At 64.9% G+C, this 25,612-nt stretch carries 19 protein-coding genes; 4 read left to right on the plus strand and 15 right to left on the minus strand.

Going from position 1 to position 25,612, the window contains the following annotated elements:
- Window positions 1-2: 2 nt before the first annotated feature.
- Together O6P39_RS25740 and O6P39_RS25745 are read right to left on the minus strand one after the other, a co-directional pair.
- Window positions 3-1,361, minus strand: coding sequence for a glutamine synthetase family protein (locus tag O6P39_RS25740; protein WP_275609189.1), 1,359 nt, complete (start codon window positions 1,359-1,361; stop codon window positions 3-5).
- Window positions 1,362-1,402: 41 nt separating this feature from the next.
- A complete protein-coding gene (locus O6P39_RS25745) occupies window positions 1,403-2,152 on the minus strand; it encodes a gamma-glutamyl-gamma-aminobutyrate hydrolase family protein (RefSeq protein WP_275609190.1) in 750 nt (249 codons plus the stop codon).
- Between the two features lie 278 nt (window positions 2,153-2,430).
- On the opposite strand from O6P39_RS25745, the gene O6P39_RS25750 reads away from it, so the two are divergent.
- The 4 genes from O6P39_RS25750 (at window position 2,431) to aguA (ending at window position 7,195) form a co-directional block, all read left to right on the plus strand.
- Window positions 2,431-3,810 carry a glutamine synthetase family protein gene (locus O6P39_RS25750; RefSeq protein ID WP_275609191.1) on the plus strand — a complete coding sequence of 460 codons (1,380 nt, stop codon included), beginning with the start codon at window positions 2,431-2,433 and terminating at the stop codon, window positions 3,808-3,810.
- A 240-nt stretch (window positions 3,811-4,050) separates the two neighbouring features.
- A complete protein-coding gene (locus tag O6P39_RS25755) occupies window positions 4,051-5,112 on the plus strand; it encodes a polyamine ABC transporter substrate-binding protein (protein WP_275609192.1) in 1,062 nt (353 codons plus the stop codon).
- Window positions 5,113-5,167: 55 nt separating this feature from the next.
- A complete protein-coding gene (locus O6P39_RS25760) occupies window positions 5,168-5,809 on the plus strand; it encodes a TetR/AcrR family transcriptional regulator (protein ID WP_275609193.1) in 642 nt (213 codons plus the stop codon).
- A 276-nt stretch (window positions 5,810-6,085) separates the two neighbouring features.
- Complete coding sequence (aguA, locus tag O6P39_RS25765) at window positions 6,086-7,195, plus strand: agmatine deiminase (RefSeq protein WP_275609194.1); 1,110 nt, start codon at window positions 6,086-6,088, stop codon at window positions 7,193-7,195.
- Window positions 7,196-7,361: 166 nt separating this feature from the next.
- Here the strand turns inward: aguA and O6P39_RS25770 are convergent, their stop codons facing one another.
- The 13 genes from O6P39_RS25770 to O6P39_RS25830 form a co-directional block, all read right to left on the minus strand.
- Window positions 7,362-8,720 carry an OprD family porin gene (locus O6P39_RS25770; RefSeq protein ID WP_275609195.1) on the minus strand — a complete coding sequence of 453 codons (1,359 nt, stop codon included), beginning with the start codon at window positions 8,718-8,720 and terminating at the stop codon, window positions 7,362-7,364.
- Window positions 8,721-9,549: 829 nt separating this feature from the next.
- Window positions 9,550-10,671 (minus strand): polysaccharide biosynthesis/export family protein, encoded by a 1,122-nt coding sequence (locus tag O6P39_RS25775; protein WP_275609196.1) that lies wholly within the window; start codon window positions 10,669-10,671, stop codon window positions 9,550-9,552.
- 43 nt (window positions 10,672-10,714) lie between these two features.
- Complete coding sequence (locus O6P39_RS25780; protein WP_275609197.1) at window positions 10,715-12,115, minus strand: undecaprenyl-phosphate glucose phosphotransferase; 1,401 nt, start codon at window positions 12,113-12,115, stop codon at window positions 10,715-10,717.
- A 96-nt stretch (window positions 12,116-12,211) separates the two neighbouring features.
- Entirely contained in the window at window positions 12,212-13,087 is an 876-nt protein-coding gene (rfbA, locus tag O6P39_RS25785; protein WP_275609198.1) for a glucose-1-phosphate thymidylyltransferase RfbA, read from the minus strand.
- A 36-nt stretch (window positions 13,088-13,123) separates the two neighbouring features.
- On the minus strand, window positions 13,124-14,215 hold the full coding sequence (locus O6P39_RS25790) for a glycosyltransferase family 1 protein (RefSeq protein ID WP_275609199.1): 1,092 nt from the start codon (window positions 14,213-14,215) through the stop codon (window positions 13,124-13,126).
- A 32-nt stretch (window positions 14,216-14,247) separates the two neighbouring features.
- Window positions 14,248-16,872: a hypothetical protein gene (locus O6P39_RS25795; protein ID WP_275609200.1), complete on the minus strand. Its 2,625-nt coding sequence runs from the start codon at window positions 16,870-16,872 to the stop codon at window positions 14,248-14,250.
- Complete coding sequence (locus tag O6P39_RS25800; RefSeq protein WP_275609201.1) at window positions 16,841-18,076, minus strand: glycosyltransferase family 4 protein; 1,236 nt, start codon at window positions 18,074-18,076, stop codon at window positions 16,841-16,843. Before O6P39_RS25800 ends, O6P39_RS25795 begins: the two co-directional genes overlap by 32 nt.
- Window positions 18,073-19,071, minus strand: coding sequence for a glycosyltransferase (locus O6P39_RS25805; RefSeq protein WP_275609202.1), 999 nt, complete (start codon window positions 19,069-19,071; stop codon window positions 18,073-18,075). The genes O6P39_RS25800 and O6P39_RS25805 overlap by 4 nt, the downstream gene beginning before the upstream one ends.
- A gap of 22 nt (window positions 19,072-19,093) precedes the next feature.
- A complete protein-coding gene (rfaH, locus tag O6P39_RS25810; RefSeq protein WP_275609203.1) occupies window positions 19,094-19,615 on the minus strand; it encodes a transcription/translation regulatory transformer protein RfaH in 522 nt (173 codons plus the stop codon).
- A 158-nt stretch (window positions 19,616-19,773) separates the two neighbouring features.
- Window positions 19,774-21,987, minus strand: a complete 2,214-nt coding sequence (locus O6P39_RS25815) for a polysaccharide biosynthesis tyrosine autokinase (protein ID WP_275609204.1) — start codon at window positions 21,985-21,987, stop codon at window positions 19,774-19,776.
- 31 nt (window positions 21,988-22,018) lie between these two features.
- Window positions 22,019-22,948 (minus strand): glycosyltransferase, encoded by a 930-nt coding sequence (locus tag O6P39_RS25820; protein WP_275609205.1) that lies wholly within the window; start codon window positions 22,946-22,948, stop codon window positions 22,019-22,021.
- A 2-nt stretch (window positions 22,949-22,950) separates the two neighbouring features.
- Window positions 22,951-24,471: an oligosaccharide flippase family protein gene (locus O6P39_RS25825; RefSeq protein ID WP_275609206.1), complete on the minus strand. Its 1,521-nt coding sequence runs from the start codon at window positions 24,469-24,471 to the stop codon at window positions 22,951-22,953.
- A 10-nt stretch (window positions 24,472-24,481) separates the two neighbouring features.
- Window positions 24,482-25,576 carry a DegT/DnrJ/EryC1/StrS family aminotransferase gene (locus O6P39_RS25830; protein ID WP_275609207.1) on the minus strand — a complete coding sequence of 365 codons (1,095 nt, stop codon included), beginning with the start codon at window positions 25,574-25,576 and terminating at the stop codon, window positions 24,482-24,484.
- Window positions 25,577-25,612: the final 36 nt, after the last annotated feature.

Below are 25,612 nucleotides of genomic sequence, written 5' to 3' on the forward strand. Positions count from 1 at the left end.
GATCAGACGGAAAGCAGGAGGAACTCGCGCTCCCAGGAGCTGATCACCCGTTTGAAGTTCTCGTGCTCGGCGCGCTTGACCGCGACGTAACCGCGAATGAACTTGTCGCCCAGGTAACTCTCCAGGGTTTTGCTGCCTTCCATGCGTTCCAGCGCCGCCTCGATGGTCAGGGGCAGACGCAGGTTACGCCGTTCATAGCCACGGCCCTTGACCTGGGCACTGGGTTTGATGCCTTCGACCATGCCGATGTAACCGCACAGCAGGCTGGCGGCCAGGGCCAGGTAGGGGTTGGCATCCGCGCCGGCCAGGCGGTTTTCCACACGACGGTTCTCCGGGTTGGAGTCCGGCACGCGCAGGCCGACGGTACGGTTTTCTTCACCCCATTCCACGTTCACCGGCGCCGAGGTATCGGGCAGGAAGCGGCGGAACGAGTTGACGTTCGGGGCAAACAGCGGCAGGGCTTCGGGAATGAATTTCTGCAGGCCACCGACGTGGTGCAGGAACAGCTCGCTCATGCTGCCGTCAGCATTGGAGAAGATGTTCTTGCCGGTCTTGAGGTCGACGATGCTCTGGTGCAGGTGCATGGCGCTGCCCGGCTCGCCGGTCATCGGCTTGGCCATGAAGGTCGCCGCCACGTTGTGCTTGAGCGCAGCCTCGCGCATGGTGCGCTTGAACACCACGATCTGGTCGGCAAGGTCCAGGGCATCGCCATGACGGAAGTTGATTTCCATCTGCGCGGTGCCTTCTTCATGGATCAGGGTGTCCAGATCCAGGCCCTGCAGTTCGCACCAGTCGTACATGTCTTCGAACAGCGGGTCGAATTCGTTCGCCGCGTCGATGGAGAAGGACTGGCGACCGGTCTCCTGGCGGCCGGAACGACCCACCGGAGCCTGCAGCGGGTAGTCGGGGTCGTCGCTGCGCTTGGTCAGGTAGAACTCCATCTCCGGTGCGACGATCGGCTTCCAGCCCTTGTCGGAATAGAGCTGGAGCACGCGCTTGAGCACGTTGCGCGGCGACAGCTCGATGGGATTGCCCATCTTGTCGTAGGTATCGTGGATCACCATCGCGGTCGGCTCGATGGCCCACGGGACGAGGAACACGGCATTCTCGTCCGGGCGGCAGACCATATCGATGTCGGCCGGGTCCAGCAGGTCGTAATAGATGTCGTCCTCGACGTAATCACCGGTCACGGTCTGCAGGAGAACACTCTCCGGCAGGCGCATGCCCTTCTCATTGAGGAATTTTGCAGTCGGCGCGATCTTGCCCCGGGCAATCCCGGTCAGGTCGGCGATCATGCATTCCACCTCGGTGATCTTGCGTTCCTTCAGCCAGCTGCTGAGCTGGTCTAACTTGCTAGTCATAAAGACCTCAGGGGGTTGAGAGCCGGGCACCAACGCCAGGCTCAACGGTTCCCCGCCCTCTTGCTGCAGGCCTTGCCGAAGGCCTGGAAGATAGCGAGATAGTTGGGGTTCGTTTCGACCTGCCACTCCGGGTGCCACTGCACACCGACGGCAAAGTCCACACCTTCGACGGAGAAGGCTTCAACCAACCCGTCAGGCGCCAGGGCTTCTACACGAAGGCCGGGCGCCAGACGTTCAACGCCCTGGCCGTGAATGGAGTTGACCTGGAACTGCGAGGGTAGACCGATACCGGCGAAGACGCCGCCCGGCTGCACGCTCACCGCGTGTCGCAGTCCATACTGAACCTCGAGCGGCTGGTCGGCCGGCTCGCGGTGGTCCATGAAGCCTTCGACCTGGTGCACTTTCTGGTGCAGCGTGCCGCCGAAGGCCACGTTCATTTCCTGGAATCCGCGGCAGATGCCCAGCACCGGAATCCCGGCCGCGACGGCGCGGCGAATCAGCGGCAGCGTGGTGCTGTCGCGCGCGGGATCATGAAGAGTGCCGGCTTCGCTCGCGGAGCCACTATAATGATGAGGTTCGACGTTCGACGCCGAACCTGTGAACAGCAGGCCGTCGAGTGCGGCCAACATGGCTTCCTGGTCGATGGCATCGCCCAGGGAGGGAATGATCACCGGAATGCCCGAGGCCCCGGAGATCACAGCTCTGAGGTATTTGTCGCCAGTGACGTGGTAGGGTTTCGAACCGATCTGCTTCAGGCAGGCGGACACGCCGATTAGCGGCAGGCGAGACATGGGGCACCCGTGTTTGTATGTGTTATGGGCTTGAGGCCGAGCTTAGCCTTGTTCATTTTTTTACACAATAGGAATGTAAAAAATCAAACACGCCCCACTGAACAGCCCGTCAGCCAAGGCTCTCCGCTCACCCGAAGCGACCTGTAACGCCCCAAAAACGGCCTACTGCGAATGCAACGCCCTATTTTGGTGCGACATTGACAACCCTTGCCAATTCGGATTGACTCACACCTCAGCCCTCGAATGATTGAAATTTTTAACAATAAAGGTGTTGCATCATGTCGGTACCCCAGAGTGCCGTTTCGCTTGAAGAAGCGAGTGAGTTCCTGAAGGAACACCCCGAGGTCCAGTTCGTCGACCTCCTTATTGCAGATATGAACGGTGTGGTTCGCGGCAAGCGCATCGAACGCACCAGCCTGCCCAAAGTCTATGAGAAGGGCATCAACCTCCCCGCCTCTCTCTTCGCTCTCGACATCACCGGCTCCACTGTAGAAAGCACTGGCCTCGGCCTGGACATTGGCGACGCGGACCGCGTCTGCTTCCCTATCCCTGACACCCTGTCCATGGAACCCTGGCAGAAGCGCCCGACCGCGCAGTTGCTGATGACCATGCACGAGATGGAAGAGCGCCAGCCGTTCTTCGCCGACCCCCGTGAAGTGCTACGCCAGGTGGTGCAGAGGTTCACCGACATCGGCCTGACCATCGTCGCGGCCTTCGAGCTCGAGTTCTACCTGATCGACCAGGAAAACGTGAACGGCCGTCCGCAGCCGCCGCGTTCGCCGATCTCCGGCAAGCGTCCGCAATCGGTCCAGGTCTACTCCATCGACGACCTCGACGAGTACGCCGACTGCCTGCAGGACATCATCGACGGCGCCCGCGCCCAGGGCATTCCGGCCGACGCCATCGTCAAGGAAAGCGCCCCGGCACAGTTCGAAGTCAACCTGCACCACGTTGACGACGCCCTGAAGGCCTGCGACTACGCAGTCCTGCTCAAGCGCCTGATCAAGAACGTCGCGTACGACCATGAGATGGATTCGACCTTCATGGCCAAGCCCTACCCGGGCCAGGCTGGCAACGGTCTGCACGTCCACGTCTCACTGCTCGACAAGGACGGCAAGAACATCTTCACCAGCGAGGATCCCGAGCAGAACGCCGCGTTGCGCCACGCGATCGGCGGTGTGCTCGAGACCCTGCCGGCGTCGATGGCCTTCCTCTGCCCGAACGTTAACTCCTACCGCCGCTTCGGTTCGGCCTTCTTCGTGCCGAACGCACCGAGCTGGGGTCTGGACAACCGCACCGTCGCCCTGCGCGTTCCGACCGGTGCACCGGAAGCGGTTCGCCTGGAGCACCGTGTCGCCGGCGCCGACGCCAACCCGTACCTGCTGCTGTCCGCCGTGCTGGCGGGCATCCACCACGGCCTGACCAACCAGGTCGAGCCCGGTGCGCCGATCGAAGGCAACGCCTACGAGCAGCTGGAACAGAGCCTGCCGAACAACCTGCGCGATGCACTGCGCGAGCTGGACGACAGCGATGTGATGAACAAGTACATCAGCCCCGAGTACATCGACATCTTCGTCGCGTGCAAGGAGCACGAGATGCAGGAGTTCGAATATTCGATCTCCGACCTCGAGTACAACTGGTATCTGCATACCGTATAAGTGGTAACGAAACGCCGGCCCTCGCGCCGGCGTTTCTTTGTGCCTCTGGCACATCCCGGGGACTGCAACATCGCAACGGCGAGAGGGGCGCCGCGGCGACCCATACCTGCATCTCCCTTCTGCTCGCGATGCCTCCATCCGCCCACTCGGGCGTCCGTCGCGTCTGTCGTGCTTTGCTGTTGCGCCATCAGCGGCTCAGGCCGCACCCGCTGACATGTGGTCAAATCAGGGAGATCGCCAATGCCACGCCTGTACGTCTTGCTGCTGTTGCTGCTGTGCCCGTTGTCCGGATGGGCCGACCAGGTCATCCGCGTCTACAACTGGAACGACTACATCGCCCCCGAAGTGCTCAAGGACTTCGAGAAGGACACCGGCGTTCGCGTCGAATACCACACCTACAGCACCGACGAGGAACTGCTCAAGGCACTGGAGCAGGGTGAGCACATCGACGTTGCGGTGCCCTCCCACAACGACCTGCCGGCGCTGATCCGCAAGAAGCTGATCCGCCCCCTGGACTTCGCCAAACTTCCCAACCGCGACCACCTGGATAGCCAAATGCTGAGCAAGCTGGCCGCGGTCGACCTGAACAACCAGCACGCCGTGCCCTACCTCTGGGGCGCCGTGGGCCTGGCGATCAATGAGCCGGAAGCCGAGAAGGCCTTCGGCGGCAAACTGCCCGACAGCTGGAGCCTGCTGTTCGACCCACAGCAGAGCCAGCGCCTGAAGAACTGCGGCATGAGCCTGCTGGACGCGCCGGACGAAGCCTTCTCGGTGCTGATGAACTACCAGGGCCGCAACTTCGCCCGCAGCGCCCCGTCGCAGATCCGCCGCGCCGGCGAAGTGCTCACCCAACTGCGCCCGAACCTGCGCTACATCGACAGTGAGCGCTACATCCAGGACCTCAACAGCGGCAAGCTGTGCGTCGCCATGGCCTGGGTCGGCGACGCGCTGAACGCCGCCAACGCCGGCCAGCCGGTGCGCTTCGTGGTGCCGCAGGAGGGCTCGGTGCTGTTCATCGACAACCTGGTGATCCCGACTTCGGCCGAACATCCCGACCTCGCGCACAAGTTCATCGACTACCTGATGCAACCCAAGGTCGCCGCGCAGATCACCGCCGCCACGCTCTACCCCAACGGCAACAAGGACTCCGCGCAGTTCCTCGACGCCGCCCTGCGGGCCCAGCCCGGCCTCTATCCCGACCAGGAGACCAAGCGCCGCCTGTTCGCCCTGGAAACCGCGCCGGAGAAGACCGCACCGGTGATCACCGAGCTGTGGAGCAAACTCCGCGCCGGCGGCAGCTGACTTGCCGAGCGCCCCGGAGCTGGCGTCCAATAACCGCCCAGCTCCGGAGGTCGACATGCCCGCACACGCCCCCACTCGCAAGCCCCGCGCCAGCAGCCAGGCGCGCATCGCCGTGATCCTCGACGCCGCCCGCGCGCTGCTGGCCGAGAGCGGCGCGGCGAGCCTGTCGATCTACGCGGTGGCCGAGCGCGCCCAGATACCGCCCTCCTCCGTCTACCACTTCTTCCCCAGCGTGCCGGCCCTGCTCCAGGGTCTCACCAGCGATGTCCACGCCGCCTTCCGCGCCTGCCTGGAACAGCCCGTCGACCACGCCGCCCTGCGCGACTGGCGCGATCTCGCGCACCAGGTCGAGCAACGCACGCTGGCGGTGTACGCGGGCGACGCCGCGGCGCGCCAGCTGATCCTCGCCAGCCACGGCCTGGCCGAGGTCACCCAGGCCGACAGCCAGCACGACGTGCAACTGGGCGCCGCGATGCGCCAACTGTTCGAACGGCACTTCGAACTACCGCCGCTGCCGCAGGACCTTGAAGTCTTCAGCCTGGCCATCGAACTGGGCGACCGCGTCTACGCCCTTTCCGTGCAGCGTCACGGGCAGATCACCGAGCGCTTGGCCGAGGAAGGCATGCGGGTGATCGATGCCTACCTGTCGCTGTACCTGCCGCCCTGCCTGCCGAAACGTCCCGCCCCACTGCCATAAATCGATTTTTATCCGACAAACATCCGGACAGACGGGCCCAATATTTCTCAAACGCCCTTCATAAATCGATTTTTATCGGCTATAAATTCTCCCATTTAGGGAGAAGCTCGACGCGACGCCGCAACCGCCGACCTATACTGGCCCCTTGCGACTCTCGACGGCGACGCCCTCTCGAATGACATAACCCACTGCGCAGGATGGGTGGAGCGCGGAGATACTCATCGATAAGTATCCGCCTTGCGCCCATCCTTCGAAGCCCTCACCAAGGATCGCCCCATGACCACTCTGACCAGCACTCCCCGCGCCGATGGCTTCCGCATGCCGGCGGAATGGGAACCCCATACCCAGACCTGGATGGTCTGGCCCGAGCGTCCGGACAACTGGCGCCTGGGCGGCAAGCCCGCGCAAGCCGCCTTCAGTGCCGTGGCCCGCGCCATCGCCCGCTTCGAGCCGGTGACCGTCGGCGTCTCCGCCGGTCAGTACGAGAACGCCCGCGCCCAACTGGCCGACGCGACCAACATCCGCGTGGTGGAAATCAGCAACGACGACGCCTGGGTGCGCGACACCGGCCCGACCTTCGTCATCGACGACAAGGGCGAAGTGCGCGGCGTGGACTGGACCTTCAACGCCTGGGGCGGCCTGGAAGGCGGCCTGTATTTCCCCTGGCACCGCGACGACCAGGTGGCGAGCAAGATCCTCGGCATCGAGCGCTGCACCGGCTACCGCACCGAAGGCTTCGTGCTCGAAGGCGGCTCGATCCATGTGGACGGCGAAGGCACCCTGATCACCACCGAGGAATGCCTGCTCAACCACAACCGCAACCCACACCTGAGCCGCGAAGAGATCGAAGCCAACCTGCGCGACCATCTGGCCATCGACACCGTGATCTGGCTGCCGGACGGCCTGTTCAACGACGAAACCGACGGCCATGTGGACAACTTCTGCTGCTACGTACGCCCAGGCGAAGTCCTGCTGGCCTGGACCGACGACGTCAACGACCCGAACTACGAGCGCTGCCAAGCCGCCATGCGTGTGCTGGAAAGCGCCCGCGACGCCAAGGGTCGCCAGCTGACCGTGCACAAGATCGTCATCCCCGGCCCGATACACGCCACCGAAGCCGAGTGCGAAGGCATCGACCTGGTGATCGGCACTCAGCCGCGCGATCCGTCGATCCGCCTGGCCGGTTCCTACGTCAACTTCCTGATCGTCAACGGCGGCATCATCGCCCCGCGCTTCAACGATCCGGCGGACGCCGAGGCCGAAGCCACCCTCAAGCGCATCTTCCCCGAGCACGAAGTAGTAATGGTGCCCGGCCGCGAGATCCTCCTGGGCGGCGGCAACATCCACTGCATCACCCAGCAGCAGCCGGCGCCGCAGAAGCGCTGATTCGCGGTCATTGAAAAGGCCGTCGCCCCGGAAGGAGCGACGGCCTTTTCATTTTGCGGAAGACCATCCCTGTAGGACCGCGGGGGATGCCCGGTCCTTGCTCGCGAACAAGCCCCGCTGCCGAGGCATTCGCGAGCAAGCTTGCGCCTACAAAAGCCGGCGAGGCTTACAGCAGCGGGATGGTGTAGCTGACGATCAGGCGGTTCTCGTCCTGGTCACGCTGGGTCGCGGTGCCCTTGCCCTCGTAAGGCAGGCCACTGCGCAGGGCAGCGTTCTTCCAGGTGAAGCCCAGGCCCTTGAGGGCGCCGTCCGGAATCACGTAGGCCAGGGAGATGTCGCGCTCCCACTCGCTCTTGTCGCCGTACTTGGTGTCGATATTGTCGCCGTGCAGGTACAGGGTCTGGAAGGTCAGACCCGGCAGGCCGGCCTGGGCGAAGTCGTAACCGTAGCGGACCTGCCAGGTGCGCTCGCCGGCACGCAGGAACTTGCCGATCTGCACGTCGGTGATCAGGTAGGCGGTGGCGCCGTCACCGTTGTTGATGAACGGGAAGTCGCTGTCGCCGCTGAGCTGCTGGTAGCCGGCGCCGAAGCTGTGGCCGCTCAGGGTGTAGGTGAACAGGCCGCTCCAGGCGCGGTTGTCGACCTCGCCCTTGGTCACGCCGTTACCGTAGTAGCCGTTGGTGTAGAACGCCTTGTCGTGGCCGTTCTTGCCGTCGTCGCTGCTGTTGAAGTAGCGCAGGTCGGACTTCAGCACGCCCGGGCCGATCGCCCAGTTGTGCTGCAGGCCGAGGAAGTGCTGTTTGTAGAAGTCCTGCAGGTTGCCGTAGTAGTACTGCAGCGTCAGGTCCTTGGTCAGCTTGTAGTCGGCGCCGCCGTAGTAGAACTTGTTGACGAACTCGCCAGTGCGGGCGTTGTTGGCGCCGGCGATGGACAGCCCCTCGTTGTTGCTGGAGCTGCGGCCCTTCATGTGCTCCAACTGGCCGCCGATCAGGGTCAGGTCCTTGAACTCGTTGGAGGTGACCTGGCCGCCATCGAAGGTCTGCGGCAGCAGGCGGCCGTCGTTGTAGGTGACCACCGGCAGCTTCGGCAGCAGGGTGCCGTAGCGCAGCTCGGTAGCGGACACCTTCACCTTGCCGGTGGCGCCCAGGTGGGAGAAATCGTCCACCGCGCGGCCATCGCTATCGGTGGGGAATACAGTCCCGGAAAAGTTCGAGCTGGTCGGGTTGTAATGTGTGCCCTTGCCGCTGTCGAGACGAACCCCGAGCAGGCCCAGCGCATCGACGCCAACGCCCACGGTGCCTTCGGTGTAGCCGGAGGTGTAGTTGAGCAGGAAGCCCTGGCCCCACTCTTCCTGCTTGCTCGGTGCGGAGGGGCCGTTGCGGTTGTCGGTGTTGATATAGAAGTTGCGCAGGGTGAGGTTGGCCTTGCTGTCTTCGATGAACCCACCGGCGACGGCCGACTGGGCCAGGCCCGCGGCAGCGATGGCGAGCGCCAGGCTCGATTGCGTGAGAGTGCGGCTTTTCATTGGATTTTCCCCATTTATTGATCTTGGAAAACAGGCCATTCAGCGCGACAACCAGCTCCCCCGGAGCCCGACCGAACGGCAAGCAGAAGCCACGGCGCGTACGTGCGGACACGCGCGGCAACGGTTATTCAGTGGTGATGCAACGCTCCCCTAGGCAGGGGTGATGCGCAGGCAAGCAGGCGGGAAGGCAGCAGCTGAAAGGGACGGCATGGGTCTGTTCTCGTGTCTTGTTGTCGTGGCGATGCGCGGGGCATGCACCACTGGCTAGGCAATCCCCAGGCCAACCGGCCTTGCCTGCCCGACTCCCCGCCAAATCTGCCTTTCAGACTTGTCAGCGAATCTTTTCCTCCAGACCACTAAGCGGGAAACCGCCACGAACATCGCCCTTGCTGGCGGGAAACCGCCACCCCAACCGCACTTGCCAACCGTCCTCACGACAGCGCTGGGGGCAACGATAAAAGAAGCTCTATAAATCAAAAAAGAATTAATTATTACAATGTAATTTCTTTATGGAATATATGATACCACGCCCAAACCTTGCCGGACTGCACCTCTGACGAGGTACCCCGGTTGATCGAGGAGACCGACTGTGGTTTTCCAGGGGCGGAAAAAAAGAAACCCGCCCGTGCTGCAACACGGGCGGGTTATGGGCATTGCTAGGGGATGCCCAAGAAAACGCAGAATGACGGTGCCGAGCTCTGCTGGTCCGAAAGAGCGTGCACAGCCCTGTACAGCCCGGCGGATAGTCGCCAGGCGGATTGCCGCTCGCCCCTGTGACCAGTCCGATTGCCAGGTACGAGTTCTCCTTTCGTTGTAAGGCGTTCCCCGGTTACTTATGACCGACCGTAGCGCTGGTGCCGATGAAGGAGGCCGACGGCAGCAGTTGGCTGATGAAGCGGTTCCACCGGGTGATGTTGGCCGGGCCGATGAACACCACGTCCTGGGGCTGCATGGCGAAATCACGGGCCAGGGCGAAGGCCGTGGGCTTCTTCGCCTCCAGGTGGAAGACCTTCGCCGTGAGGGCGCTCTGGGAACCATTGGCGTCCGGTTGCAGGTCACCGGCGCGGATCACGTAGACGGCGTCGGCATCGGAGGTTTCCTGGCTGAGGCCCCCCGCGTTGCCCAGCACTTCCAGCAGGCTCAGGCCAGTGGTGCGATAGGTCACCACGGTCGGCTGGTGCACTTCACCCACGATGTAGACTTTCTTGCGGTCGTTGTAAGGCAGGTGGATCTGGTCGCCGTTCTTCAGGTAGACGCCGCTCAAGGCGGAGCCGCTGCGATTGAGCGCATCGACGTCGATCAGGTACTCACGTCCGTCGCGCTTGAGGGTCAGCCCCGATAGGTCCGCGTCGCCGGCCACCACGCCGGCCTTGCTCACCGCCTGCACCAGCGTCGTCGGCGTATTGTTCAGTTCCACCTGGCCGCCGTTCTGGAAGGCCCCGGACATCACGATGTGCTGGCTGGCATAGCGCAGCACGGTCACGTCCACCTGCGGGTCGACAATGCCCTTCTTGGCCAGTCGACTGGCCAGTTGTCCCCGCAGTTGGGTCGGCGTCTTGCCAGCCGCCGCCACGGTACCGGCGTAGGGGAAGAACATGTTGCCGTCGGCACCGACCACACGACCGTTGGCCTCCATCTGCTGCGTCGAGCCGGGGCTGGTCAGTTCCGGGTGGTCCCAGACAGTGACCAGCAGCACGTCCCCTGCGCCGATCACGTATTCACCCTGCTGCGGCTTGTAGTTGAGCAGCTCCGCCGGCAGCTGCTGGTTGGCACGGGCCATGTCCTGGCTTTGCAGCACCTGCGGGGTGATGGGGACGAGGGTGATGCGCATGCCTTGGTCCCGCGCCTCTTTCTCGATATCGGAGTCCGTCATGTGCTGACCGGGGGAAAATACACAGCCTTGTAGCGTCAGACTGCCGACAACAAGACCGATCACGAACAGAGTTTTCATGGCGATCATTCCTTGAAGCAGGGTGTTGGTAGGGGGGACTGCCTCAGAACGCGTTGTGGTTGACGAAGCCCTTGAAGAGGGTCAACCCAACGATCTTCAGGTCCCACCAGACGGACCAGTTCTCGATGTAGTCCAGGTCGAACTCAATGCGTTTCTGCATCTTTTCCAGGGTGTCGGTTTCACCACGCCAGCCGTTGACCTGGGCCCACCCGGTAATGCCGGGCTTGACCTTGTGTCTGAGCATGTAGTGGCTGACCTGACGGCGGTACTGCTCGTTGTGCGCGACCGCATGGGGCCGGGGCCCCACCACCGACATGTCACCGCGCAGGACGTTGAGGAACTGCGGCAGTTCATCCAGCGAGGTCCGTCGCAGGAACGCGCCAAGGCGAGTGACGCGGCAGTCGTTGCGCGAGGCCTGGATCACCTGCGCCCCGTCTTCCATGACGGTCATGCTGCGGAACTTCCACACGCGGATCGGTCGGCCATCCATCCCGTAACGGGTCTGACGGAACAGGACCGGGCCGCGCGAGGTGAGTTTCACCGCCACGGCAATCAGCAGCATCGGCACCGACACCAGCAGCAGGATCAGCGAGGCGAGGACCACGTCCTCGATGCGCTTGAGCACTGCGTTGGGCCCGTCCATGGGGGTATCGAAGATGCTGATGGTTTCCAGGCCGTTGATGCTCTCGCTGCGCGCGTGCAGCAGGTCGAACATGAACAGGTCGGGAATCAGGTAGACCGACACGGTGGTGTCGGAAAGTTCGCGAATCAGTTCGTTGAGCAATGGCTCGCGGGACAGCGGCAGGGTCAGGTAGACCTTGTCGATCTGTCCGCTGCGCGCCGCCTCGATCAGCGCCAGGCGCCCGCCCATGACCGGCACCCGCTCTTCCAGCGCCATCTGCTGCGGGCGGTCGTCGTAGAATCCGACCAGGCGCAGGCCCATCCAGGGGGCGTCGAGGATGGTCGAGGCCAGGTGCGCGCCGACTTCCCCGGTGCCGTAGATGGCCACGTTGCGGCTGTTGAAGCCATGCCGGCGCGCCAGGCGCAGGAGCAGGCGCAGGAGCAGTCGGTAAGCGCACATCACCAGCAGTGCACCAGCGAACCAGGCGAAGCGGCGTTCGTCGATGACGATGCCATGGCGCAGCGCCGCATCCAGCAGCAGCACGGCGAAGAACGTCAGGGACCAGTAGCTGGTGACCAGCAGCGACTCGCGCAACATGGATTCGCCGCGCCAGGAGCCATACAGCCGATTCAGCTCGCCCAGCCAGTGGAACAGCATCACGCACAGCAGGACCGTCACCCAGACGCGGGCATCCGGCATACCGCTGCCGTCACTCAGGAGAATCGCCCCGGAAAGGACGATGACCAGCAGATCGAGCAAACGGTGCGCCACCGCCAGGAGGGACTGGTTCGCCCGCAGTATTCCCTTCGATCGAATGGACATGGAAAACCTCACCACACTCGGCGCTCATCCTGGCGCCACTGCCTCTCACGGCAGATGGATCACTGACGCACCGCCACGGCCAATCGGCCAGACGTTTCAGGGACGGGCATCGCGCAGCAGTTGCTGCAGGTAGCGGCCATAACAGGTCTTGCCCAGGCGCTCGGCCTGCAGGGCCAGGCCCTCGGTGGAAAGCCAGCCCTGCTGGAAGGCGATTTCCTCCAGGCAGGCGACCTTCAGCCCCTGCCGCGCCTCGATGGTCTGGACGAAGTGACCGGCCTCCATCAGCGATTCGTGGGTGCCGGTGTCCAGCCAGGCGAAGCCGCGCCCCAGGAGGCTCACGCGCAACTCGCCAAGTTCGAGGTAGAGGTTGTTGATGTCGGTGATTTCCAGCTCGCCGCGCGCCGAGGGGCGAATCTGCCGGGCCATTTCAACCACCCGGTTGTCGTAGAAATACAGCCCCGTCACGGCGTAGTTGGAGCGCGGCACCCGGGGTTTTTCCTCGATGGAAAGCACGTTGCCGGCGGCGTCGAACTCCACCACGCCGAAGCGCGCGGGGTCGGCCACCTGATAGCCGAACACGGTGGCGCCGCGTTCGCGCGAGGCGGCCTCGCGCAGGGTCGCGGTGAAGCTCTGGCCGTAGAAGATGTTGTCGCCCAGCACCAGGCACACCGAATCACTGCCGATGAATTCCTCGCCGATCAGGAAGGCCTGGGCCAGGCCGTCCGGCGAGGGCTGCACTGCATAGTGCAGGTGCAGGCCGAACTGCTCGCCGTCGCCGAGCAGCGCGCGGAAGTTGGGCAGGTCGGCGGGGGTGCAGATCAGCAGGATCTCGTCGATGCCGGCGAGCATCAGCACCGACAGCGGGTAGTACACCATCGGCTTGTCGAAGATCGGCAGCAATTGCTTGGAGACCCCGAGGGTGATGGGGTGCAGGCGGGTGCCGGAGCCGCCGGCGAGAATGATGCCTTTCATGGCAATGCCTCCTTGGCGCGGTAGCCGGGAACCGGGCTACTCGAGCGGTTTGAAGCGCGGCAGATAGTCCGCGCGTTCGGCTAGAAAGGAGTCGATCAGGGTGGAGAGACGCAGGGCGGAAAGGTCCCAGGAGAAGCGCAGGACATTCTCCAACCCGGCATTGCGCAGGCTGGTGCGCAGCTTCCCATCCCGCAGCACGCGGCGCATCGCCGTAGCCAGGGCCTGGGTATCGGCGGGGTCGAAGTACAGCGCCGAGGTGCCCAGCACTTCGGGGACCGAGGCACTGCGAGCAGCGATCACCGGGCAACCGCAGGCCTGCGCCTCCAGCGGCGGTATGCCGAACCCTTCGTAGAGCGACGGGAAAACGAAGGCTGCCGCGCCGCGGTACTCCTCGATCAGCTGCTGGTCGTCGATGCGTCCCAGCCAGCGCACGCGTTCGTGTTGCCCGCTGGACTGCAAGCGGTAATCGACGAAGGCACGGGCGGCCGAGCCGACGATATGCAGGTCGACGTCCAGATCGTGCAGCAGGTCGAACGCCTCGATCATCCGTGCGAAGTTCTTGTGCGCGGCCGGCGAGGACACCGCCAGCAGATAGGGTCGCCCGCCCGAGACCACGGGACCGGGGCAGAACGCGGAGGACACCGCGTTGGCGATCACGTGGATGCGCTCGCTGGGAAAGTGGTAGTGCGAGGCGATCTCCTGGCGGGAGAACTCGCTGACGCTGACCAGCGCCAGCACCCGCCGCAGCATCAGCGGGGTCAACGTCCGGTACAGCGCGCGAAAGCGCCAGGAAAAGCTCTCGGGATGCCGCACGTAGGCGATGTCGTGGTGCGTCGCCAATTGCGGGCCATAGGCCAATGGTGCGGTATTGCACAGCGACACCAGTAGCGGCCGTCCGTTGCGCAACAGCCACAGCGGCAGGTCGACCTGCTCCCACAGGTGCCCGTGGTTGCGCCCGATGCGCTCGACGTGCAGGCGCTGGGCGACCTCCTCCCGCTGCAGCGGGCCGGGTGGCGCAACGAAATGCACGTCGCCGCGCAAGCGCGCCAGCGACAGCGAGATCTGCTCGGCGAAGCGCTGCACGCCACTGATTTCCTGGGACAGGAAACGCGCGTTGATAACGATCATGGAAGCCCTCTCGGCGAGTCGTCGCGCCGTATTCAGCGCAGTGACAGCTGATAGCCCGGAGCGCTGCGCAGCAGCGTCGGAGCGTTGTCGATACGGATGTCGGCCTGGCACGGCCCTCCACCCGCGGGGCAGTTCCAGGGCACCTTTTCGCCCGGATTGGCGCTGACGCCATCGAAGTCCCGCAGGCGCCAGAGGAGATCGGAGCTGCCCGGCTGGCTGGTGATCTTCAGGCTCTGTTCGCGGCCCAGGGTCCAGGCCACCAGGATTTCGTCGCCGGCCTTGGCAAAACGCAGCAGGTAGACGTTCGGGTCGTCGTTGGGCACCCGGCCGGCGAAGTGGTACTGCCCGATGATCGCCGCCACGCTGGTCATCGCGTGGTAGGCCGGCTTGGGCTTGCCGTCGGCGGTGAGCAGGCCGAAGTTGTGCTCCATCTCGCGGCGGTCGATGCCGTCGTCCACCAGGTCGTACCACCAGGAGCCCTTCACGTTCGGCAAGCTGCGCAGCAGGAAGTAGGCACGCGCCAGGTAGGCCGCCTGGCGTTCGCGGCTGAGTCCGCAGCCGCCTTCGTTGGCCGGCCAGCTGAACTCGGTGAAGTACAACGGCACCGGCTTGCCGGCGGCCCGTTCGAGCTGCTGGTTGACGCCCGTGAACCACCCCAGCCAGTTTTCCGGTGTCGCCAGGTCGCCCTCGCAGTACACCGACGGGTGCAGCGACAGGCCGTCCGTGACGTCCAGCAAGCCACCGGCAACCAGGCGCTCGGCGAAGCCCTCGCGGATACCGCGCAGCGTCACGGCGCCGGCGATGATCCTGGCCTGTGGGTCTTCCTCGCGGATCACCTTCGCCGTGGCACGGACCAGAACCAGGTACTCGTCGCTGAAAGCCTTGTCGGTGGGGTTCTCCACATCCCATTCGTTCCAGATCTCGTAGATCGCCACCTGGCCCTTGAAGCTGCGCACCACATAGCGCACATAGCGCAGGTAGGCGGCACGGGAAGCCTCGTCACGGGGCTTGGCGTTGCCGTGGAACTGGTTCTCCACCCCCAGGATCAGCAAGGTGCTGATGCCCAGGCTGCGGGTACTGCGCAGCTGAGTGCGCCAACTGTCGTAGATGGACAGCACATTGGGTTCGCGCTCGACGCTGGACCAGAAGGCATCGTCGCGGAACGACTGGATGCCGGCCTGTTGTGCCAGGCGATTGATGCCGTCGCGGTTGCCCGGGCGGCTGTTCTGATGGGTACTGACGCCGACGATGAAATCCGGCGCAACCGACCCGGCCACCGGCGCCTCGTTGGCCAGTGCGCGGGGCGCCTGCCCTGCTCCGGCGAACAGCAGCGCGCCACACAGCAGCAGGCCGAGCAGCCCGCCCTTGCCCTGCAGACGCCAGGCCTGCGGCGCCGGCGGCGTGACCAGCTCCTCCGGCAAGCGCAACGCACGGCCGATGGCCAGGCCCAGGAACAGGCTCGGCACCTGCGCTTCCAGTACGTCGCTGGTCCAGCCCATCAGCAGGATGCAGTAGGTGATGCCCAGCAGCGCACGGGCCTCGCTTCCCGGCTGGCGCTGCAGACGCATCAGCAGCGGGATCGCCAGCACGTAGAGCCCAATACCTGCGACACCGAACAGCAGCCAGAGGTACAACAGCGTATTGTCCGCCACCGCCAACTGCTCGATGCCGAACACCGGGTAGGCCGCGTAGGCGCTGCCGGTCATGCCCAGTCCGGCGCCGGTGTAGGCCCAACCGTTGTAGGTCATCACCTTGACCAGGTCCGGCCAGGTGTGGACCAGGCGCTCCACCATCGAGCCGAGCAGATTGTCGCTGCTGGAACTGGCCAGGTACGGCTCGACATCCACGATCAAGCCGTAGAGCGGTAGCGCCAGCGCGCCGAACACCACCACCAGCGTGGCCAGCAGGAATATCAGACGGTACCCGGCAGTGTTCATCACCAGCAGGACGATGACGAAGGCGACGGCGGAGGTCTTGTTGGTGGTCAGGACGATGCCCACCAGTGCCACCAGGTAGATCAGCCAGCGCAGCAGCAGCGACAGGCGGAACGAGCCCAGGTACAGGCTGAAGATCGACAACATGAAAGCCAGGCTCGCTGACATCCGCGAGAAGCCGGCGATGCGGTCCAGTCCGTAGGCGCTCCAGGCGCGGTTGCCGCTGATCACGACACCGGCCATGGCGTAGGTGTATCCCTTCCAGGGCACGTTGCCGAGCATGTCCAGCGCAATGCCCGCCAGCGAGGCGACGAAGCAGAAGAAGACGACCCAGCCCAGCATCTTGCGGTGCATCTCCAGATAGGTTCCGCAGAGCAGGCCGAATAGCAGCGGCGCATAGATGAAAATGCTGAAGGCCCCGGCCAGCGAGTTCGCGCCATGCAGCAGGCCGAGCATCAGCGAGGCCGCCGCCAGGATCAGCAGCAGCCACAGGCCGCGCTGCTGCGGCCGGGTGAACAGCTCCCAGGCCACCGCGATCACGCAGCCCACCTTCGGCACGTAGACCAGCGCCGACAGGCCGACCTGGTCGGCGTAGAAGCGCAACGCCCCGTTGAAGGTCTCCACCAGCAGCACCGCCACCACTACCCACAGAACCAGCAGCGAGCGGTCGAAAGTGATGCCACGGGAGGGCTCAAAGCGTGGATACGGCGATTGCAGATCCATGGCGGGCTCCACGGCTGAGCAGGGTGCGGTTCAGGACGGCTTCGTACTCGTCGAGCATCCGCTCGACGCTGAGCATCGACGCCACGCTATCGCGGGCGTGGGAGGCCAGGCGCTGGCGTAGCGACGCGTCCTTGCTGAGGCGGCGCAGCGCTTCGCCCAGCGAGTCGGGGCGCTCCGGCGAGCAGTGCAGACCGTTGACTCCGTCCCGGACGATCTCGACGAGGCCGCCACGGGTCGAAACAATCACCGGCAGGTGATGGGCGCAGGCTTCCAGCGCCACCAGGCCGAAGGATTCCGTGCCGATACTGGGCACCACGGCCACGTCGATCTCGGCGAAGAATCCGCAGGAATTGCGATAGCCAACGAAGTGCACGTGCTGCGGGTCGGCGAGGGATTTCAGCGTGTTCACATAATCCGCCTCACCACGTCCTGCGATCAGCAGCGAAGCATCCAGCGCCTGCTTCTGGAACTGCTCGATCAGCCACTCCACGCCCTTGTTCGGGGTGAGCGCGCCGATGAAGCCGAAACGCAGCGGACGGCGTGGCGTGACCTCGGCCGGCGCCTCCTGCCAGGGTATGAACGGCGCGCAGTTGTAGATGACATAGCGCTGGCTGTGGGCGAAGTAGCCCGCATCGACCAGGGCAGACAGTTGGTAGCGGCTGACGCCGACCACCGTGTCGACCCGTGCCGACGCCTGCGCATGGGAGCGCCGCAGCAGCGCGCAGGAGCCGCATTGCTGCTGGCAGTGCTTGCCCTTGTGGAAACGCATCCCGCGCGGGCAGGTGAGGTACTGGTCGTGCAGGACCTGCACGATGGGCATCCCGGCATCGCGGATCGCATCCCAGGCGGCGATCGACCAGCCCGCCAGGTTATGGCATACCACGAGGTCCGGCCGGTTCTGCGCCAGCACCTGCGCCAGCACATCGCGCATGCCCCGGTTGTAGCGGTCCAGCGCATGCCAGGCGAGCCGCCGCAGCGGGCCGGGGCGCTGGCCGGCGAACGGCCAGTAGAGGTTGCGCAGGCCGGCGCGCAACACCGGCACGCCATTGTGCAATTCGCCGTGCACGCCGGCGTCGGGGCCCGTGCTCAGCACCTGCACCGCATGGCCGCGCCCCTGCAGGCCCTCGACCATGGCTTGCACCATCAGCTCCGCGCCGCCGCCGATGTGCGGGGCATAGAGGGTGTTGAGGAACAGGAGTTTCATAGCGGATAGGTCCGGCTCATGCCCAGTGCGCCGGACTCGCCGTCGCGGATCGCACGCAGCAGCAGTTGCAGGCGCCCTTCGCGGCCATGCCGGCGGGCGAAGAAGTGCAACAGGCGCAGGAATACCCAGCGGTTGAAGCGGTACATCAGCGGCGAGGTGACCCACAGGTTCTTGTCGAACCAGGCCTGGTTGCGCGCGGCGTAGTAGGCGCGCAGGTCCGAGCTGCCGAGCAGGTAGGTCTCGTAGATGTTGGAGGTGCGCTGCTTGAGGTTCCAGGAGCGCTCCAGGTCATCCAGCCCGGCATCGGGTACCAGATAGAGATGGCCGCCGCAGGCGCTGATGCGAAAGGTGTATTCGGTGTCGTCGGCATAGAGCACCAGCTCGCGGCGCGGCAGGCCGATGCGCTCGATCAGCCGGCGGTGCGCCAGCAGCCCGCCGTAGTAGGCGAATGGCAGCTCCAGCAAAGGCTCCAGTGGGTGCGGGTGGGGCTTGCCCCAAGGCGTGCGGCGCCAGAGCTTGTAGGGCAGTTGGTGCACGTGGAAGCCGAAGTAGCTGGAGCGCGGCGGCGCGATGAAGCGTCTCGGCACGCCAGCGACGACGTCCGCCTGGTGCTCCGCGCGAAAGCCCAGCACCGCAGTCTGGTCCGCCCCGTGGCGTTCCACGCAGTCGAGCAGGCGCTGCTTGAGCAGGGGGAAGGCGCCCGGCATCGGCGCGTTGTCGTCATCCATCAGCCAGATGTAATCGCAGCCGGTGTTCAACGCCGCCGCGATGCCCACGCAATAGCCGTTGGCCGAGCCAGTGTTGCTGCTGAGCTCGATCACCTGGACGCGGTTGGGCCAGAGCTTGAACAAGTGGTCCAGTTCGGCCACCGAGGCGTTGCTGACGACGATCGCACGGGCTATGTCCGGCTCGCGCAAGGCCCTGGCGAGCAGTTCCTCCAGGTACGCCAGGCGATCGCCATAGGTCAGCGTCACCAGTACGGTCGATCCACTCATGATGGCGCGTCTCCTTCGTCGCTCAGCGGGCACTCAGGCCCACCCTCTTTTTTTCCCCGCCGGCCGCCGAGAGCTGGCTCAGCGGCACCCGCACGCGCTGTTCGCGCTGCAACAGGTTGAGCAGGATCAGCGCCCGCTCGGCGCCGTCGTCGCAGAGGAAGATCGCTTCCACCTCGCAGTTGCCGGCGCAGTGCAGGTGCACCACCTGGCCCTGCTGGAAGTGCCCGGACGCGCGCTCCGGCATCGCCTGGGAACGCTGGCGGATGTCCTCCACCAGCTCATCGGCCACTGGCAAGGGTTGCGGACCGAAGCTGACGATGCGCGCCACGCCGCGGGTCGAGCGAATCGGGAACCAGTTGTCGTGCTGCTGATCCAGGTGGATGAACAGGTAGCCGGGGAACAGGGGTTGCGGGCGCGGCCCCTGCCCGACCACTGGCCGGTAGCAGCAGAAGCCCTGACGCGTCAGGTTTTCCTCGGCGCGCAGCTCCTGGTGTGGTTTGGTCTGGATCAGGTACCAGCGATGAAGGGGTTCAGCGTGACTCATGATGCGTATGCCTCGACGCCGGGGCAGGCGATGAGTGAGGACGGGGCCAGGCATGCCGTGGAACGGCGGCCCCGTAGGCAGTGATGGTTGCCCGGCGGTTCCAGCCCCGGCCCGTCATGAGTGGCGGGCCGGGCAGAAAGGTGCCGAACGTCGTGGCCTCAGTTGCGGTTGTCGTAGCGGTAGGCGTAGGCGCCGTAGTCGTAGGCGGCGGTCGAGGCCTTGCGCCTGACTCCATTGAGGATCGCGCCCTGCAGATGGATGCCGTTCTGGCCCAGGCGGCGGCGGGCGGTATCGATTTCGCTGGTCGGGCTCTGGCCGAAGCGGGTCACCAGCAGGCTGATGCCGCACAGCCGGCCGATCAGCGACGCGTCGGTCACCGCCAGCACCGGCGGAGTGTCGACGATGACCAGGTCGTACATCGCCGAAGCGTCGCGCAGCAGCTGGGCGAAGCTTTCATTCATCAGCAGTTCCGACGGGTTCGGCGCGGCGAAACCACAGGAGATGAAGTCCAGGTCCGACACCTCGGTCGGCAGGATCACCTCGCTCAGCGGGCGACGGGAACTCAGCGCATCGGACAGGCCATGCCGCGGGGTCAGGCCGAACACGCGGTGCAGGTAGCCCTTGCGCATGTCACCGTCGATCAGCAGGGTGCGCAGGCCGGACTGGGCAATGATCGCCGCCAGGTTGCAGGAGACGAACGACTTGCCGGCGCCCGGCGCCGGGCTGGTGAGCATCACCACGTTGTTGCGTGCCTCCAGCAGGGCGAAATGCAGGTTGGTGCGCAGGCTGCGCAGCGCCTCGTTGGCCAGGTCGCCCGGATTGGCGGCGGCCAGCAGCATGGGCGCATGCGCGGTGATATTCCCCTTGCGCTCCCTTTCCAGGCGCTCCTGCTGACGGGAGTACGGCACCGCCGCGAGCACCGAGAGGCCGAGCTGTTCGATCGCCTCGGGATTCTCCACGCCCCGGTAGAAGGCCTGGCGCAGGAACAGGATGCCCATCGAGACACAGAAGCCGAGCAGGGTGGCGAGCAGCACGATGATCTTGCGCATCGGCTTGGCCGGTTTTTCCACGTCAGCCTGGGCGGTGTCGATCACCCGCACGTTGCCGATGGTGCCGGCGCGCAGGATGTCCTGCTCCTGGGCCTTGTCCAGCACGGTGGTATAGGTCTGCTGGGTAACGCGCATGTCACGGGAGAGACGCAGCAGTTCCTGCTGGGTGGAAGGCAGGGCCTGGATACGCCCCTGCAACGCCTGCTTGCGGGCCTCCAGGCTCGCCACCTGCTTGAGCAGCGCCTGGTAGGTCGGATGACTGGGGGCGTACAGGCGGTCGTACTCGGCGCGCTTGAGCTTGAGGTCGGAGAGCTGGTTGTCGATGCCGACGACCTGGTCCAGCACGCCACGGGTCTCGACGCTGATGTCGGCGGACTTGGCGCTGGTCTGGTAGGCGTTGTAGGCGGCCTCGGCGCGCTCCAGCTCCATGCGTACCATCGGCAGCTGCGAGCGCAGGAACTGCAGGCGCTGGGAGGCTTCGGCGGAACTGCGCTCGACGTTCTGCAGCACGTAGAGATGGCTGATCTTGTCGAGGATGAGGTCGGCCTGCCCGGCGTTGGGGTCCTCCAGGGTCATGTAGATGATTCCGGAATCCTTGCCGGCCTCGACCACCTTGAGCGCCTTCTGATACTCCAGGGTGGTGGTCAGCAGGCGGTTGCGGGTGAGGATGAACTCGGTGCCCGGATGTGCCACCAGCGCGTCCACCTCGATGGTGAAGCCCTTCTCGATGACGGTCTTGTTCACCTCGCCGCGCAGCAGCTGTTCCCCGTCGGCATTGAGCAGGACATAGGCGCCGCCATTCTCGGTGACCAGGGTCAGCGGTTCGCCGAGATACTCTTCGGGCACTTCCAGCTGGTACACCTTGATCTGCTCGCCGCCCCAGGCGAAGGCGCCCATGCCGAACAGCGGCGAGGCCAGCGGCTGGGCCGGGGTCGGCTTGAAGTGCCGCGCCATGTAATCGCCCAGCAGCGGCATGTGCCGGGGCTTGGCAACGATATAGAGCTTGAGCAGCTCCACCGCCTTGCCGAGCACCGCACGGGATTTCAACAGCTCGATCTCGGTGGCGGCCAGGGACACCGAGTCGGGGCGGTTGATCACCTCGGGAGTGCCGTTGAGGCCGTTCTTCTTCTGCTCGACCTGGATCATCGCGCCCGAGACGTAGATCGGCGTGGCGATCAGCGCATAGACCAGTCCCAGGGTGGCGAACAGCCCGGTGACGATGAGGATCATTCGCTTGTGGTCAAAGAGCAGGCGTAGCAGGCCGGCCACGTCGATTCGGGTGTCCTGGACATTCTCCAGGGACGAGTGGGGCATGATACTCATGGACTTCCATCCTCCGGTGACGTGACGCGGCTCAGCGCGCGTGGATCGGGTTCAGCCGCTTGAGCAGGTTCAGGCTGTGATTGCCGATCAGCAGCAGGAACGCCTCGATCTTGCGCGGCAGGGGAATCGCGGCCATCGACAGGCGGCAGACCTGGACCAGGAAGTACTCGTGCAGCGCCTGGTCGCCGATGCGCTGGTAGTAGCGCGACAGGCAGTAGTAGGTGTGCAGCGTCATCCGTTGCTGCACGCGGTCCGCCTGCATGGAGAAGATCCCGCCCTTGTGCCGGCGGTAGGCGGCCGGGCCGATCTGTTCGAGGAACTTGCCCTTGCCATAGGCCCCCAGCAGCGACCACCAGCACAGGTCCACCATGCGGGTGGTGCGCAGCTCCTCGGGCATCTCGCCCAGGACATTGCGGAAGCAGGCAGTCAGGGTGGAAATCGCACGTCCCTGTTGCAGTTCCCGGCGGCTGGCATCACGGCGGAAGCGCCCGGTGAGCTGCCGCGGCTTGATGACGCCGTTCTCGTCGAAGACATAGGCATCGTGATAGGTGATCACGTAGTCCGGATGGCGCTCGAGGAAATCGACCTGGATCTGCAGCTTGTGCGGATCGGTCCAGAAGTCGTCGCCCTCGCAATAGGCGATGTAGCGGCCACGCGCCTTGCGGAAGGTCGGCATGCCGTGGGAGACGCCCTTGGAGTACTGGTTTTCCTTGTGGAAGATCGGCTTGATGATGTGCGGGTAGCGCGCGGCGTAGTCGGCGATCAGCTCGGCGGTGCCATCGGTGGAGGCGTCGTCGTTGATCACCACCTCGAAGCGGAAGTCGGTGATCTGTTCGAGGAAACTGTCCAGCGTGCGACCGATGTAGTTCACCTGGTTGTAGGCCAGGCACACGATACTCAGCAGCGGTTCAGGGGCTTCCGGCCAGTTGGACAGAATCTGCAGCTCGGAGCGGATATCCATGTCTAGGCACTCGGCTTCTGGAACGGTTTGAACAGACGCAGCAACGCGGCAGCGCAGCCCACGCCCACCAGGGTCAGGGTGATCAGCCCGCAGGCGGCCAGCGCCAGCAGCAGGGACAGGCGCTCGCCGGTACGAGCCAGCAACGCGTAGACGGGTTCGCTGAGCAGCAGCCCGGCACCGCTCAGCGCGGCGATCTGCAGGGTGTCGCGCAGCCAGGGCCAGTGCAGGTCATCGCCAAAGCGGCGATGCACGATCGGCGGCCAGATCAGGAAGGACGCCAGGCGCAGGCCGAACCAGCACAGCGCCACGCCGAGCACGCCGTACAGGTAAGCGCTGGCCACCACCAGCGGAATGCTCACCAGCGCCGACACCACGCTGTACCAGACGTGCAGGTGCAGCTGGCCGTGGGCGTACTGCAGGTAGAACTGGAAACTGCTCACCGCCATCAGGCCGGCGCCGAGCACATACCAGACCAGTACGGGCTGGCACCATCTGGCGGCCTCGGGATCGCCGCTCCAGGCCAGGATCAGGTCGTGACCATGAGCGGCGATCACCGCGACCATCGGGAGCAGCAGCACACAGACGAAACGGTTCGCCTTCAGGTAGAGCTGCTGCATGTCATCGTGACGCCCCTCGGCGATCAGCATGGTCATGCGCGGCAGCAGCGACTGCGCCAACGGGTTGACCAGACTGAGGATGCCGCCGCTGACCAGCGCCACCAGGGAGAAATAGCCGTAGTCTCGCAACGGCATCAGGCTCGACAGCAACACCTTGTCGAGTTGGGTGAGGATGATCCACAGCCCGGAGGTGAAGCTCATCCCCAGAGCGAAGGGAATCACCGGCCGCAACGTGTTCCAGCAGAACCGCGTGAACAGCCGCACCTCCATCCACAGGTAAGCCTTGGCGCCGAGCATCAGGGTTTCGAGCAGCGACACCGCCACCTGGAATTCGAAGAACACCAGCGGGTCCTGGCTGACCTTGACCACCAGCAGCAGGCCGCCGAAGTAACGCAGGGTGGTGATGAAGACGTTGATCCCGTTGATCCAGCCGTGCAGCTCCAGCCCCTGCAGCGCGCTGCGGTACAGCGTGCCGTACAGGCGCAGGGCGACCAGCAGGCCCATCAGGCTGATGCACTGCGCCACCAGCGCCGGGCTCAGCACGTGGACGTTCAGCCAGCGCCCGGCGATCCAGGAACTGCCGGCATACACCGCCAGCGAACTGAGCAGGGTCAGCGGCAGCAGGATCAGCTCGAAGGAGCGCAGCAGGCTCGCCTGGCCATAGGACTCGCCCTCGGTACCGCGGACGTGGGCCACCTCCCGCACCAGGGCTGGCGAGAGCCCGACATCCAGCAGCAGCAGCCAGGACTGCAGGACCGCGAAGAAACCGATCAGACCATAGGCCTCGGCGCCCAGATGGCCGAGATAGAACGGCTGGATCAGGATGCCGATGACGATCGCATAAGCCTGCCCCACGTAGTTCAGCAGGGTATTGCGGATCATCGACAGCGAGCGCTTGGCCGACATGACCGATTCCTCAGACCGCCACGGCCACCCGGCCGACGTCCATCTGCAGCACCTCGATCACCGCATGCTGCACATCCTGCGGCAGCCCCGGATACAGCGGCAGGCAGAGAATGCGCTGGCTCAACTCCCGCGAGATGGCTTGCGGCTGCTGCGGCGCGAGGTAGTCGAGGGTGTCCAGCGAGGGGTAGAAGTAGCGCCGTGGGTTGACCCCGATGGCATTCAGCCCGCTGCGCACGCGCAGCACCTGCTCCTCGTCGCGCAGGCCGATCGGGTAGTAGCTGTTGTTCTGCCGGGCGCCGGCCTGGACGGTCTGCAGGTCGTAGTAGCCACTCAGGGCAGCGGTGTAGCGGGCAGCGATTTCCTCGCGCTGGGAGAGGATGCTGTCGATGTCATCGAGCAGGCACAGCCCCATGGCGGCGGAGAACTCATTGAGCTTGGCGTTGATCCCGGGGCCGGTAATCTTGTCCACGCCGGCGATGCCGAAGTTGCACAGCAGGCGGATCTGCCGGGCGAGCTCGTCATCGGCGGTCACGATGGCGCCGCCCTCGATGGTGTGGAACAGCTTGGTGGCGTGGAAGCTCAGGGTGCTCAGGTCACCCCAGGCCAGCACCGAGCGGTCGCGGTAGCGCGAACCGAAGGCGTGGGCGCCGTCGTAGATCACCTTCAAGCGATTGCGCTGGGCCACCGCCTGGATCTCTTCCACCGCGCAGGGGTTGCCGAACACGTGGGTGGCGACGATGGCCGTGGTGTCCGGCGCCAGGCTCGCCTCGATCAGTTGCGGATCGAGGTTCCAGGTGCGCGCGTCGATATCGGCGAAGCGCGGGCGGATGTGCTCCCACTCCAGCGTGCTGCTGGTGGCGACGAAGCTGAACGGCGTGGTCACCGCGCTACCGGTCACGCCCAACGCGCGGTACGCCACCTGCAGGGCGATGGTGCCATTGCAGGTGAGGATCACATTGCGCACCCCCAGGTAGTCCTGCAGACGCTCCTCTAGCGCGGTGGCGAAGGGGCCGTGGTTGGTCAGCCAGCCCGTGGCGTATATCTGCTCCACGTAGCGCTTGAACTTGTCCAGGTCGCCCAGATACGTCTTGGTCACATTGATCACAATCGCATCCCTCTGATGGATGAAAAGTGCCTCTGC

Origin of the sequence: Pseudomonas sp. PSE14, from assembly GCF_029203285.1 — a bacterium.
In the GTDB taxonomy this organism is placed as follows: Bacteria; Pseudomonadota; Gammaproteobacteria; order Pseudomonadales; family Pseudomonadaceae; genus Pseudomonas.

Coding starts and splice junctions, on each gene's coding strand:
- O6P39_RS25750 (WP_275609191.1), top strand. CDS start 2,431: ATGTCGGTACCCCAGAGTGCCGTTTCGCTTGAAGAAGCGAGTGAGTTC.
- O6P39_RS25790 (WP_275609199.1), bottom strand. CDS start 14,215: ATGATCGTTATCAACGCGCGTTTCCTGTCCCAGGAAATCAGTGGCGTG.
- rfbA (WP_275609198.1), bottom strand. CDS start 13,087: ATGAAAGGCATCATTCTCGCCGGCGGCTCCGGCACCCGCCTGCACCCC.
- O6P39_RS25805 (WP_275609202.1), bottom strand. CDS start 19,071: ATGAGTGGATCGACCGTACTGGTGACGCTGACCTATGGCGATCGCCTG.
- rfaH (WP_275609203.1), bottom strand. CDS start 19,615: ATGAGTCACGCTGAACCCCTTCATCGCTGGTACCTGATCCAGACCAAA.
- O6P39_RS25770 (WP_275609195.1), bottom strand. CDS start 8,720: ATGAAAAGCCGCACTCTCACGCAATCGAGCCTGGCGCTCGCCATCGCT.
- O6P39_RS25755 (WP_275609192.1), top strand. CDS start 4,051: ATGCCACGCCTGTACGTCTTGCTGCTGTTGCTGCTGTGCCCGTTGTCC.
- aguA (WP_275609194.1), top strand. CDS start 6,086: ATGACCACTCTGACCAGCACTCCCCGCGCCGATGGCTTCCGCATGCCG.
- O6P39_RS25760 (WP_275609193.1), top strand. CDS start 5,168: ATGCCCGCACACGCCCCCACTCGCAAGCCCCGCGCCAGCAGCCAGGCG.
- O6P39_RS25745 (WP_275609190.1), bottom strand. CDS start 2,152: ATGTCTCGCCTGCCGCTAATCGGCGTGTCCGCCTGCCTGAAGCAGATC.
- O6P39_RS25820 (WP_275609205.1), bottom strand. CDS start 22,948: ATGGATATCCGCTCCGAGCTGCAGATTCTGTCCAACTGGCCGGAAGCC.
- O6P39_RS25740 (WP_275609189.1), bottom strand. CDS start 1,361: ATGACTAGCAAGTTAGACCAGCTCAGCAGCTGGCTGAAGGAACGCAAG.
- O6P39_RS25795 (WP_275609200.1), bottom strand. CDS start 16,872: ATGGATCTGCAATCGCCGTATCCACGCTTTGAGCCCTCCCGTGGCATC.
- O6P39_RS25815 (WP_275609204.1), bottom strand. CDS start 21,987: ATGAGTATCATGCCCCACTCGTCCCTGGAGAATGTCCAGGACACCCGA.
- O6P39_RS25780 (WP_275609197.1), bottom strand. CDS start 12,115: ATGTCCATTCGATCGAAGGGAATACTGCGGGCGAACCAGTCCCTCCTG.
- O6P39_RS25775 (WP_275609196.1), bottom strand. CDS start 10,671: ATGAAAACTCTGTTCGTGATCGGTCTTGTTGTCGGCAGTCTGACGCTA.
- O6P39_RS25800 (WP_275609201.1), bottom strand. CDS start 18,076: ATGAAACTCCTGTTCCTCAACACCCTCTATGCCCCGCACATCGGCGGC.
- O6P39_RS25825 (WP_275609206.1), bottom strand. CDS start 24,471: ATGTCGGCCAAGCGCTCGCTGTCGATGATCCGCAATACCCTGCTGAAC.